17 protein-coding genes and 2 tRNA genes are annotated in these 11,229 nt (G+C 59.7%); 16 read left to right on the top strand and 3 right to left on the bottom strand.

Going from position 1 to position 11,229, the window contains the following annotated elements:
- A tRNA-Thr gene (locus AC1DWF_RS01310) sits at positions 1 to 75 on the bottom strand.
- Positions 76 to 233: 158 nt separating this feature from the next.
- Between AC1DWF_RS01310 and AC1DWF_RS01315 the strand changes: the two genes are divergently transcribed.
- The 13 genes from AC1DWF_RS01315 to AC1DWF_RS01375 all read left to right on the top strand — a co-directional run bounded on the left by AC1DWF_RS01315 (position 234) and on the right by AC1DWF_RS01375 (position 7,507).
- Positions 234 to 422, top strand: a complete 189-nt coding sequence (locus AC1DWF_RS01315) for a hypothetical protein (RefSeq protein ID WP_476787773.1) — start codon at positions 234 to 236, stop codon at positions 420 to 422.
- Positions 423 to 551: 129 nt separating this feature from the next.
- The gene (gene murA, locus AC1DWF_RS01320) at positions 552 to 1,841 is read left to right on the top strand and encodes a UDP-N-acetylglucosamine 1-carboxyvinyltransferase (RefSeq protein ID WP_476782912.1); all 1,290 of its coding nucleotides are present in this window, start codon (positions 552 to 554) and stop codon (positions 1,839 to 1,841) included.
- A 152-nt stretch (positions 1,842 to 1,993) separates the two neighbouring features.
- Positions 1,994 to 2,428 carry a DUF2948 family protein gene (locus tag AC1DWF_RS01325; RefSeq protein WP_476782911.1) on the top strand — a complete coding sequence of 145 codons (435 nt, stop codon included), beginning with the start codon at positions 1,994 to 1,996 and terminating at the stop codon, positions 2,426 to 2,428.
- A 10-nt stretch (positions 2,429 to 2,438) separates the two neighbouring features.
- Entirely contained in the window at positions 2,439 to 3,731 is a 1,293-nt protein-coding gene (gene hisD, locus AC1DWF_RS01330) for a histidinol dehydrogenase (protein WP_476782910.1), read from the top strand.
- A 6-nt stretch (positions 3,732 to 3,737) separates the two neighbouring features.
- Entirely contained in the window at positions 3,738 to 4,223 is a 486-nt protein-coding gene (locus AC1DWF_RS01335; RefSeq protein ID WP_067965312.1) for a UPF0262 family protein, read from the top strand.
- Positions 4,224 to 4,226: 3 nt separating this feature from the next.
- A complete protein-coding gene (locus AC1DWF_RS01340; protein ID WP_476782909.1) occupies positions 4,227 to 4,685 on the top strand; it encodes an arsenate-mycothiol transferase ArsC in 459 nt (152 codons plus the stop codon).
- Positions 4,686 to 4,774: 89 nt separating this feature from the next.
- A complete protein-coding gene (gene infA, locus AC1DWF_RS01345; protein ID WP_006200926.1) occupies positions 4,775 to 4,993 on the top strand; it encodes a translation initiation factor IF-1 in 219 nt (72 codons plus the stop codon).
- 51 nt (positions 4,994 to 5,044) lie between these two features.
- Entirely contained in the window at positions 5,045 to 5,674 is a 630-nt protein-coding gene (locus AC1DWF_RS01350) for a Maf-like protein (RefSeq protein ID WP_476782908.1), read from the top strand.
- The gene (gene yacG / locus AC1DWF_RS01355) at positions 5,671 to 5,889 is read left to right on the top strand and encodes a DNA gyrase inhibitor YacG (RefSeq protein WP_476782907.1); all 219 of its coding nucleotides are present in this window, start codon (positions 5,671 to 5,673) and stop codon (positions 5,887 to 5,889) included. The genes AC1DWF_RS01350 and yacG overlap by 4 nt, the downstream gene beginning before the upstream one ends.
- Positions 5,890 to 6,053: 164 nt before the next feature.
- Positions 6,054 to 6,129 (top strand) — tRNA-Phe (locus tag AC1DWF_RS01360).
- Between the two features lie 227 nt (positions 6,130 to 6,356).
- Positions 6,357 to 6,818 carry a hypothetical protein gene (locus AC1DWF_RS01365; protein WP_476782906.1) on the top strand — a complete coding sequence of 154 codons (462 nt, stop codon included), beginning with the start codon at positions 6,357 to 6,359 and terminating at the stop codon, positions 6,816 to 6,818.
- A gap of 51 nt (positions 6,819 to 6,869) precedes the next feature.
- The gene (locus tag AC1DWF_RS01370; RefSeq protein ID WP_476782905.1) at positions 6,870 to 7,259 is read left to right on the top strand and encodes a hypothetical protein; all 390 of its coding nucleotides are present in this window, start codon (positions 6,870 to 6,872) and stop codon (positions 7,257 to 7,259) included.
- 5 nt (positions 7,260 to 7,264) lie between these two features.
- The gene (locus AC1DWF_RS01375; protein ID WP_476782904.1) at positions 7,265 to 7,507 is read left to right on the top strand and encodes a hypothetical protein; all 243 of its coding nucleotides are present in this window, start codon (positions 7,265 to 7,267) and stop codon (positions 7,505 to 7,507) included.
- A 17-nt stretch (positions 7,508 to 7,524) separates the two neighbouring features.
- Here the strand turns inward: AC1DWF_RS01375 and AC1DWF_RS01380 are convergent, their stop codons facing one another.
- Positions 7,525 to 7,956 (bottom strand): hypothetical protein, encoded by a 432-nt coding sequence (locus AC1DWF_RS01380; RefSeq protein ID WP_476782903.1) that lies wholly within the window; start codon positions 7,954 to 7,956, stop codon positions 7,525 to 7,527.
- Between the two features lie 162 nt (positions 7,957 to 8,118).
- Between AC1DWF_RS01380 and AC1DWF_RS01385 the strand changes: the two genes are divergently transcribed.
- From AC1DWF_RS01385 to AC1DWF_RS01395, 3 genes are all read left to right on the top strand, one after another.
- Positions 8,119 to 8,640, top strand: a complete 522-nt coding sequence (locus AC1DWF_RS01385; RefSeq protein ID WP_476782902.1) for a hypothetical protein — start codon at positions 8,119 to 8,121, stop codon at positions 8,638 to 8,640.
- A 233-nt stretch (positions 8,641 to 8,873) separates the two neighbouring features.
- Positions 8,874 to 9,143 (top strand): hypothetical protein, encoded by a 270-nt coding sequence (locus tag AC1DWF_RS01390; protein ID WP_476782901.1) that lies wholly within the window; start codon positions 8,874 to 8,876, stop codon positions 9,141 to 9,143.
- An 81-nt stretch (positions 9,144 to 9,224) separates the two neighbouring features.
- Positions 9,225 to 9,977, top strand: a complete 753-nt coding sequence (locus AC1DWF_RS01395) for an alpha/beta hydrolase (protein ID WP_476782900.1) — start codon at positions 9,225 to 9,227, stop codon at positions 9,975 to 9,977.
- 902 nt (positions 9,978 to 10,879) lie between these two features.
- Here the strand turns inward: AC1DWF_RS01395 and AC1DWF_RS01400 are convergent.
- Positions 10,880 to 11,227, bottom strand: coding sequence for a hypothetical protein (locus AC1DWF_RS01400; protein WP_476841392.1), 348 nt, complete (start codon positions 11,225 to 11,227; stop codon positions 10,880 to 10,882).
- Positions 11,228 to 11,229 lie beyond the last annotated feature (2 nt).

The raw sequence follows: 11,229 nt of genomic DNA on the forward strand, positions 1-11,229 counted from the left end.
TGGTGCTGCCAGAGAGGATTGAACTCTCGACCTCTCCCTTACCAAGGGAGTGCTCTACCACTGAGCTACGGCAGCAACCGTGAACGGGGCGGCTTGTGCCACATGATTCCCGGCAGCGCAAGTTATCAGTTGCACCAAATCGTGTATCATTTTCCACAGGCCCGCTTACGCCACAATACTGGCCATTTCCGTTGCCAAGCCGCTATGAACGATCGACAAGCGGGGACCACCATATGTCGTCGAAACCAAAAATGCCCTCAAGCGGTGCCGACAAGCGTCAGGCACGGCTCGCAGTCGAGTTGCGCGCCAACCTGATGAAACGCAAGGCGCAGGCCCGCTCGCGACGCACAGGCGAAGCCGATGCGAGGCCGGAAGGCCTTGCAGCGGCTGAGGGACAGACGGAAAAACCCGAGAAAGCCTGATCGGCAACGGCAGGCACTTGGCGCACAGACCGGCAAAACCGGGTTTCTTGAACCTGAAAGCGCGATGGTCTAGACGGCGGCAAGAAAATTTCTCGCCAGAACCGGGTTCCCCCGGAGAAACGACGGCCAATGGATCGCATCAGAATTGTCGGCGGCAACGAGCTGACCGGAATCATCCCGATCTCGGGCGCGAAGAATGCTGCCCTTCCCCTGATGATCGCCTCGCTGCTCACCGACGATACGCTGACGCTCGAAAACGTGCCGCATCTGGCCGATGTCGAGCAGCTGATCCGCATTCTCGGCAATCATGGCGTCGACTATTCCGTCTCGGGGCGCCGCGAGCGCCAGGGCGAAGGTTATTCGCGCACCATCTCGTTCACCGCCCGCAACATCGTCGACACGACAGCTCCTTATGAGCTGGTCTCCAAGATGCGCGCCAGCTTCTGGGTCATCGGGCCGCTGCTTGCCCGCATGGGCGAAGCCAAGGTGTCGCTGCCGGGCGGTTGCGCCATCGGCACGCGGCCGGTCGACCTGTTCATCGACGGCCTGCAGGCGCTCGGCGCCAAGATCGAGGTCGAAAACGGCTACATCCTGGCTTCCGCCAAGAACCGCCTCACTGGCAATCGTTACACCTTCCCCAAGATTTCGGTCGGCGCCACCCATGTGCTGATGATGGCGGCAACGCTTGCGCGTGGCGAAACAGTGCTCGAAAACGCTGCCCGTGAGCCCGAAGTCGTCAATCTCGCCGAGTGCCTCAACGCCATGGGTGCCAAGATATCAGGCGCGGGCACCTCGACCATCACCATCGAAGGCGTCGATTCGCTGTCGGGCGCGCGCCACCGCGTCATCCCCGACCGCATCGAGACCGGAACCTATGCCATGGCGGTCGCCATGACCGGCGGCGACGTTCTGCTCGAAGGTGCGCGTGCCGACCTTTTGCAGGGCGCGCTCGACGTGATCTCCCAGACCGGTGCCGAGATCATCGAGACCAATTCCGGCATCCGCGTGCTGCGCAACGGCTCGGGCATCTCGCCGGTCGACGTCACCACCGAGCCATTCCCAGGCTTCCCGACCGATCTTCAGGCGCAATTCATGGGCCTGATGACGATGTCGAAAGGCAAGTCGAAGATCACCGAGACGATCTTCGAAAACCGCTTCATGCATGTGCAGGAGCTCGCCCGCCTTGGCGCCCACATCACGCTTTCTGGCCAGACGGCGATCGTCGAAGGCGTTTCCAAGCTCAAGGGCGCGCCGGTGATGGCGACTGACCTGCGCGCTTCGGTGTCGCTGGTCATCGCCGGCCTTGCCGCCGAAGGCGAAACGACGGTCAACCGCGTCTACCATCTCGACCGCGGCTTCGAGCGGCTCGAAGAAAAGCTGTCGCGCTGCGGTGCGGTGATCGAGCGCATCAGCGGGTGATTTTAAGGCAGTAGGGCAATAGGGCAGTAAGGCAGTCGGTTCTGACCGCCCTATTCCCATACTGCCCTACTGCCATACTGCCTTCCCTTTGGCACCAAGACCGCCTAACAAAGCCGGAAGCATCACCTTCCCGCACAGGCAGCCGACCGGACATGAATCAGCTCAAGCTAGTCGCCCTCGACGAAGAAGATCTGGAGATCGTCTCGGCTCATGTACAGGATGCGGTGATCAAGGTCGGCGACCTCGCTTTCGATGCACCCGCCAAGCGCTTTGCGATGGCGATGAACCGCTTCGCCTGGGAAACCAAGAAGGGTTTCTTCCGCCCGAAATATGAGCGCCGGCGCTCGATCTTGCATTTCGACCGCGTGCTGTCGGTCAAGATGTTCGGCATTTCGCGTACCAAGACCGACGAAGTGCTGGAACTTCTGGCGATCGGTTTTGCGCAGGACGAGGGTCCTGCCGGAACAATCGAGCTGTTGTTTTCCGGCGATGCCGCAATCCGGCTCGAGGTCGAGGTGATCGAAGCCAGATTGACCGACACCGGCGCTGCCTGGCAGGCCTCCTCCCGCCCCATTCACAAGACCTGAGCATTTTTCCATGGCCATCACGCTTAGCCAATCCGACGCCGGTTTCGAGAAGCGCTTCGCCGCCTTCCTGACCACCAAGCGCGAGGTGTCGCCCGACGTCGACGCCACTGTGCGCGCCATCATCGACGACGTGCGCAGCCGTGGCGACGCGGCCCTAATCGACTACACCAAGAAATTCGACCGCGCCGACCTCACCACACTCGGCATCGCCGTGACGCGCGCGGATATCGATCAGGCCTATGTCGACGCCGACCCCGAGATTGTCGAGGCGCTGCGCTTTGCCCGCGACCGTATCCGCTCGCACCATGCCCGCCAGATGCCCAAGGACGACCGCTACGTCGATTCGATCGGCGTCGAGCTCGGTTCGCGCTGGACTGCCGTCGAGGCCGTCGGGCTGTATGTTCCCGGCGGCACGGCGAGCTATCCGAGTTCGGTGCTGATGAACGCCGTGCCGGCCCAGGTCGCCGGCGTCGAGCGCATCGTCATCGTGGTGCCCGCCACCGGCGGCGTCATCAATCCGCTGGTGCTGGTCGCAGCCGATCTCGCCGGCGTGTCCGAAATCTACCGCGTCGGCGGCGCCCAGGCGATTGCCGCCCTTGCCTATGGCACCGAAACCATCCGCCCCGTCGCCAAGATCGTCGGCCCCGGCAACGCCTATGTGGCGGCTGCCAAGCGCCAGGTGTTCGGCACCGTCGGCATCGACATGATCGCCGGCCCCTCGGAAGTGCTGATCGTCGCCGACAGCGACAACGATCCCGATTGGCTTGCCGCCGATCTGCTGGCCCAGGCCGAACATGACGTATCGGCGCAGTCGATCCTGATCACCAACGATGCCGCCTTCGGCAAATCGGTGGAAGAAGCTGTCGAGCGCCAGATCAAGCTCCTGCCCCGCGCCGAGACGGCCGCGGCCAGTTGGCGCGACTTTGGCGCGGTGATCCTGGTCAGCGACTTTGAGGCAGCAATCCCGCTGATCGACCGAATCGCTGCCGAACATCTCGAACTTGCCACCGCCGAGCCGGAAGCGCTGCTTGAACGCGTCCGCAACGCGGGCTCGATCTTCGTTGGCAAGCATACGCCCGAGGTTATCGGCGACTATGTCGGCGGTCCGAACCATGTGCTGCCCACGGCGCGCTCGGCACGCTTTTCCTCGGGCCTGACAGTGCTCGATTTCGTCAAGCGCAGCTCCATCCTGAAGCTCGGCCCCGAACAGTTGCGGGCGCTGGCGCCTGCGGCGATCGCATTGGCCAAGGCCGAAGGACTCGACGCCCATGCGCGCTCCGTCGCCATCAGATTGAACATGTAGGCGGCGATGTCCGACAAAGGCCACGCACGCTCCCGCCTGGTCGACGTCGAACTCGACGAATCGATCGGCCGTTCGACGCCCGACGTGGAGCACGAGCGCGCGGTCGCGATCTTCGACCTGATCGAGGAAAACAGCTTCCATCCGATCAATGACGACGGCCATGGGCCCTACCGGCTCAAGCTGTCGCTGGTCGACGCCAGGCTGGTCTTCGCCATCTCGCGCGAGCATGGCGAAGCGGTTGTCACCCACATCCTGTCGCTGACGCCGTTCCGTCGCATCGTGAAGGACTACTTCATGATCTGTGAAAGCTACTATGAAGCGATCCGCTCTTCGACGCCCAGCCAGATCGAGGCGATCGACATGGGCAGGCGCGGCCTGCACAATGAGGGATCGCAAACGCTGCTCGACCGCCTCTCCGGCAAGATCGAGATCGACTTCGACACGGCCCGTCGCCTCTTCACGCTGATCTGCGTGCTTCACTGGCGCGGATGACATATGGCGGCAAACGGCACCTCTCCGCGCTCTATCTTGTTCATGTGTCGAATGAATTCGGTCCGCTCGCCGATGGCCGAAGCGATTGCCCGCCATCATTTGCCGCCTTCGATCTTCGTCGCTTCGGCTGGCGTGCGCGCCGGCGACCGCGACCCGTTCGTCGATGCCGTGCTTGCCGAAGAAGGCATGGGGTTCAAAGAACACCAGCCACGCACCCTCGATGATCTCGAAGACGACTATTTCGACCTGATCGTCACGCTGGCGCCCGAAGCGCATCACGCAGCGCTCGAATTCACCCGTTCAATGGCAATCGACGTCGAATACTGGCCGACACCCGACCCAACCGCGGTGACGGGCACGCGCGACCAGATCATGAACGCCTATCGCGATGTCCGTGAGCGGCTGAAAGTCAGAATGGGCGAAAGATTCGCGCAAAAGGCAGCAGAAAACGACGCCGATTAAGCGTGTTCACAAAGCGCGGATTATCATATAGGTTCCGCGAAAATTCCGGCCAGATCGCCGGGAAAAGCCATCCAAACCAAAGGTACCGAATGCCGAAGGAAGAAGTCCTCGAGTTTCCGGGCGTTGTTACGGAATTGTTGCCGAATGCGATGTTCCGGGTCAAGCTCGAAAACGAACACGAAATCATCGCCCACACCGCCGGTCGCATGCGCAAGAATCGCATCCGCGTTCTCACCGGCGACAAGGTCCTCGTCGAAATGACGCCCTACGACCTGACCAAGGGCCGTATCACCTACCGCTTCAAGTAAGCCGCCACAGCCCAAGGGCAGTCGGCCGGCCTCAGCCTACAGGATCTTGGATTGAGCGATCTGCAAAAGCTTGTGCTTGCCTCGGGTTCGCCGCGCCGCGTCGAATTGTTGCAGCAGGCGGGCATCGAGCCGGACCGGCTGTTTCCAGCCGACGTCGATGAGCGCCCGATGCGGGCCGAGCACCCGCGCTCGCTGGCAAAGCGCCTGTCGGTGACCAAGGCGCAGAAGGCACATGACGTCCTGTCCAAGGAAGCGGAGCCGGCTTCCGGCTTCATCCTTGCTGCCGATACAGTAGTGGCCGTAGGTCGCCGCATCCTGCCCAAGGCGGAGACATCGGACGAAGCGCTGCATTGTCTGCAACTGCTTTCGGGCCGCTCGCACCGAGTCTATACCGGCCTTGCGCTGGTGACGCCCGCCGGCAAGCTGCGGCAGCGGCTGGTCGAAACGCGCGTGCGCTTCAAGCGCCTGTCGAAGCAGGACATGGAAAACTACCTCGCCTCGGGCGAATGGCGCGGCAAGGCTGGCGGCTATGGCATCCAGGGCCTCGCCGGCACCTTCGTGGTCAAGCTCGTCGGCTCCTACACCAATGTGGTCGGCCTGCCGCTCTACGAGACAACCTCGCTGCTCTCAGGCGAAGGTTACCAGGTCCAGCTCAACTGGCAGGCTGGTGCCCGCATATGACCGACAAGCCCAACGACATCGTCACGCCGCTGCGCGCCAAGATCGCCTGCCCCGAATGTGGCAAGCCCTCGGCGCGCGACAGCTACCCGTTTTGCTCGCCGCGCTGCAAGGCAGTCGACCTCAATCGCTGGCTCTCGGGCAGCTACGCCATTCCCGTCCGCGACGACGAGGAAGAAGATTCAACCAGCAGCAGCGAAGCCGGCGAACGAGGCTGAGGTGCTGTCTGAGCTTCCGCAACGGCCTGTGATTTCTTTCTGGAAAAAGACATCGTAGGCGCTGGACAGGGGCAAATCTCGTGTTATAACCCACCCGCTTTCAGGGGTGCAGCGCACCACTCGAAGCGTCCGGATCAAGGCTTTTGGCGTGATCCTGGAAGTAGGCCCAGATAGCTCAGTTGGTAGAGCAGCGGATTGAAAATCCGCGTGTCCGTGGTTCGAATCCGCGTCTGGGCACCACTTATTTTCCCAAGCAAATCAGCCACATAGACCATTCCGAGCTTCGCAGATTTGCCGGTCTCATGTCGCGTCATGTTGCAACTGGCAATCCTTGGTTTTCAAGGGTTTTCACTCACCATCGGCACGTCGACGCGACATGAACGCGACATGGATTGCCCCCGATGCGTCTTGCATTCCTGCCTTGAACAGCATTGTCTCCTCCTAGTCTTTTCGTTCCGGGGGGAGCAATGCATTCGATCTGGCAAATGATTCGCGTGTGCTACCTCGCAGCGTTCGCGCCCGACCGTTTTCACAAGGCTGACCTTCTCGACGAAGCAGAACGAAGCCAGCATCCTGCAAGCGCCGAACCGCCCATGCAGGTTGCCGAGTTCAAAAAGAAGCAGCTCGCCATCCTGCGATCTGGCTGGATCACATCGCTCGGATTGATGACCTACGCTGCGGTTGTCGGTCTGCTTTTGGGCCGAATAGCCCTCAAGGAGGTTGGCGAGAGACCAGGGATAGCTATGCTTGTCGGGGTCTGCGGCGGCGTTCTGTTGCTTTGGAGTGCGATAGCGCTACGAGGTTGGGAAATCCAAACGACGGACGGCGAAACGCTGACAGAAAAAGTCAATGTTTGGGTTGTGAGGGCAGCTTGCATCTTTGGTACGACGCTGGCTGTCATCTCCGTCAGTTGGGACGCCAGCTTTTAGCCGATTGACCCCCAGCGTATTTCTGGCACCTTCGCCGGCAGCGGGGGAACGATGGCCGACTATCGAGAGATTTCTCAGACGTACGCTCACGAGGCGATCAAGACGTGTCTGGCGCTAAACTCGGGTGCCGTGGGCATCTTGCTGACACAGGCAGGCGAGCTGCGCGGGCAAGGGCTTGCCGATGATGTGAGCTGGGCTTCGCTATTTTGGACCATAGGAGCCACTTTGGCAGCGTCCTGCTGGTTCCTTGGCTTCCTCTCGGCCCGTTACGTCGACAAAAGTGAAAGGGAAGCCGACCGAAATGGCAATCTCAACGTGGCTAATCGCTTTCAAGGGATTGGTCTTTGGGTCCTGGCGCTTTCCTTGGCCTTGTTCTTGATAGGCGCGATCTTCATCGCCTTGGCTTTGGGCGTTGAATTTCCTGCCACTGCTGTAGGATAGACGCCATGCGTAAAACTATCGCTTTGTTCGCCGTTCTTGCTGTTGCCGGCTGCACGTCGTCGGAACCTCCTCCCGTGCCGGCAGGCGGGTATTCGTTGATGGCTGCTGCCGAAGCCTCCGGGGAAGTTGCATACAAGCTCATGGAACGGGGTTTCCCTACACTACAGGCTTGCGAGCAGCGCATGCATGCTCTTGAGAACAGCCACGACATCGTGCTTCGGTGCATTGCTTCCAGCGAAGCGCATTAGGTCGTTTCCCAAGTCTTTCAGCGGGGAGATACGGCCGAAACCTCAGAGGGCTTTTCATCGGGCATCAGGCGGAGGCTTGAAGGGGACACCAGAAGCACCGCGATAAGGCCGATAGCGACGGCCAAGGCGATAACGGATAGGGTTTTCGTCATCCGGGATAAATGGGTGCTGGGCGCGCGAGGGGCAACAAGGTTTTCCACCAAGCGCCCTGCTTGACCCCCAGCGAATTTCTGGCAGGTTGCCGATTGGGGGGACATTGTCATGGAACTAGTAATATTCTGGATCATCTGCGGAGTGATCACTGGCATCATTGCCAGCGCTAAGGGGCGCAGCGGGTTCGGTTGGTTTTTGCTCGGCTGCATCCTTGGTATCTTTGGAGTGATCTTGATCGCCTGCTTGCCATCACTGAAGACGCAGCCGGTACAAGTCATCACGCATAGCTTCTCCACTCCTCCTCCTTTCGGGCCAGATCAGCAAACGCGACGGGTCAAGGTCTGCCCTGATTGCGCTGAGGAAGTCCAAGCGGACGCGCGGTTGTGCAAACACTGTCGGCACGAGTTTTCGCCGGTGCGGGTCTAGGCCGGATTGGGGAAGCCGAAGGCTCAATAAGCATGGAAGAAACCAACAGCATTTGGACCACGAAAGAAATCGTGGGTGCGATTTTAGCAACGGGGATAGTTTCAGCCATCGCCAATTGGGGGACCGGCCTAGTTAAAGGCTGGTACGGGCAAAGGCAGGCATTTCGCTATGGTGCGATGAGATCAGCCGTCGCCCTTGAACGATATGCTGTTGAATGTTGGCATATGCTCATAATGGGAGACGGAGAGTTTGAACGTCACCGCGAGATTTCGTCGAGGCATTTGCCTGCAATTCCAGACTTACCTGGCGACATCGACTGGAAGTCTCTGGATGGCGCCCTTGCTGATGATATTCTCTCGTTTTCGAATATCACCCGGGTATCCGAATCGCTCGCTAACTACGCGGAAGCCTGGGAGCAGAACCCTTACGACTATCATTCAGCAGCTAAAGAGCGCGGCCTTGCGGCGTTGAAGCTCGCCGGGCGGATCCGTAAAGTGTCAGGGATGAAGTCGCACGATGGTTTTGATCGCCTATGGGAAGCCTTCACCAAATAGCTGCGCCTAAGCCGCCTGCCGGTAATCGGTTGTCACACTCCCTGGCACCGGATGAGACAGGCGAAGCGCCAGCAGGCGGCTTGCACGGTCGTAAATATTCCAGACCAGAATAATTCGGAAGGGAACGAGGTTAGACCGTCGCAAGGCTTCACGCGCCCGGACGGCTTCAAGTACGATTGGCGCAAGGGCCGCTACTTGCGAAAAATCGCGCCCTGCAATTGATGGAGGGTGTCATGTCCAACACAGGCCACGTTCTGCCCGAGCAGAAGATGCCGAAGCTGATTGTCGTGGCGGCGTTCAACCGAGATGCCGAGGGCGACCTTCAGCCTGCGTTCGACCCCCGACAGATGCAGAGCGAAGAAGCCGCCGTGCGCTTGGCCAAGATGGTCGAAAGCGAACATGCTGGCGTCATCGCCTGGTCTCGCGATGCAAATCCTGCGATTGGCGAATATGGCGAGCCGAAGATCCTTTACCAGCACGGCGAAGTGCCGGACATGGACTGACGCTGCGGCGCTATAGAACTCTGCAACGGACGCACCCCCGATAAATCATCGCCTACGAATTTCATTCTGAAAGAGATCAAAATGCGGAAATTCTTTATTGAACCCACAGCCAAGCGCCTGATGGTCGCCATTGCCGTGTTCACTTCGCTGCCACTGCAATCACATGCACAAGAGAGCGTCAAATTCTTGGAGTTACTCGATAGCGCGCGGCAGCGTGCGATTCCGGTCGCACTCTATGACCCCGGATCCAGTAAAGGTGCGAAGCCGCTTGTAATCATTTCGCATGGTTATGAGGGGAAGAATACGGCTTACTCATTTATCGCAACGGCCCTTGCTGCCGAAGGATATGTGGTGGCGTCGATCCAGCAGGAGCTCCCCGGTGATCCCCCATTGGCAATGGACGGCGTCCTGACCGTTTCTCGGCGCCCGAACTGGCAGAATGGCGCCGAGAACATCCGCTTTGTGATTGGGGAATTGCGACAGAAAGGCATCGCCACAAGCGACGAAGGCGCGATTGTTATCGGCCACTCAAATGGCGGCGATTTATCAATGCTCTTTGCAACGGAGCACCCAGAACTTACCCGCGCCGTTTTGTCGTTGGACAACCGTCGCATGCCGCTACCTAGGACGGCAAAGCCTCGCGTCTGTTCCATACGTTCAAGTGATCAGCAGCCCGACGAGGGCGTTCTACCTGAAGCGAAACAGCAGCTTGATTTTCAGATGATCATTGGTGGCGTCCCTGGACTCGAACACAATCAGATGTGGGACGGAGCCACTGACGATCAAAAATCAAAGATGCTTTCTTTGATTTCTGAATGCTTGAAAGGTATCTAGGGCTATGTCCGGTGTGAAGTTGATGCCAGAACGACCGTCCGCAAGCGCGCGGTCCCTGTCACGCCGGTCTTGCGCGTCATGGCCAAGCACCTGAAGGGTGAGGATAAGCTGCGCTATGCCACCGTGACGGAGGTGTTGGTGCCGTGATCGCAGAAACGGCCTGCCGAGTTCATGTTCGGCAGGCCGTTCCGGCACAACTCTGGTTGCATCATCATCACTGTGCGCTGATAGGTTGCCACGGTTGCCAGGGAACTTAAAGGCCTGCCAGCCCGCCAGCCGACAGGCCCCATTTTGAAGCGCGTCAGAGGAGGCAAACACGCTTCACGGACAACGAAGACCCACCCTTGCGGCGTGATGGATCTCTTCGATATGAGCGTAGCTGAAAGGTTAAGACTGCGCTCATTCGTCTCCGCTCGATCAAACGAGGTGCACCCGGATCGGGTTCCCCCTAAAAGCAGAAAAAGCCCCGCCACCTTTAGGCAGCGGGGCCTCTTGATTGGTCAGGCTTAAGGACGCGGTACTGGATACATGACCGCTAAGCCATGGTCGCTCGGCTTGGTTAACCGCCGGTAAAAGCCTCGGCATCGTCAATCCATTGATCTAATTGCTAGTGGTCGGATGGCAGGGCAAGATTGCCGTGGGTTGGCGGGGTAGAGTGCCGGCGCGACGCCTTACATCCTACAAGAGAGCATTGCGTCGGTATCCCCCGCCCCCCAAAGCACACATAAATGCCGTGCGCGGTGCAACTTGCCTGCTTGGATGCAACATCCGAGCAGGCATTTGTTTGAGTCGTGCAGGGCGCCAAAACGCGAAAAAGCCCGCTACCTTTCGGCAGCAGGGCAAAGGATGGGAGAGATCAACCAGGTCAGGCTAACATGATTCCCTGATGTAACGGAAAACGGTCAGGGTGGCGGTCGACCTGTGACCGCGTACCATGCTGCAGCGGCACCGGCGGCGGCCGACAACAACGCCTTGCCGACCGACCACAAGCCCCGGCCCATAGATCCGGCAAACACCACGCGATCGCGCACCTGGGCATACTCGGCTGTAGTTGGTTTGATCGCCTCGACGGACTTCTCCAAACCGTCCAGCCGATGCTTGATCCCCATCACTTCGAGGCGAAGATCCTCTTGCGCCTGATAGCCTCGCCGTCGGCTCTCGGCGGCTTCCTTGCCTTGCTCGGTCAGCATCGTCAGCGAGGCGACGACGGCCTTAAACTGCTCTTCCAATCTGATTTGCCGCTCCCCGATGG

It is taken from the genome of Aminobacter sp. P4_D5 (assembly GCF_056401815.1).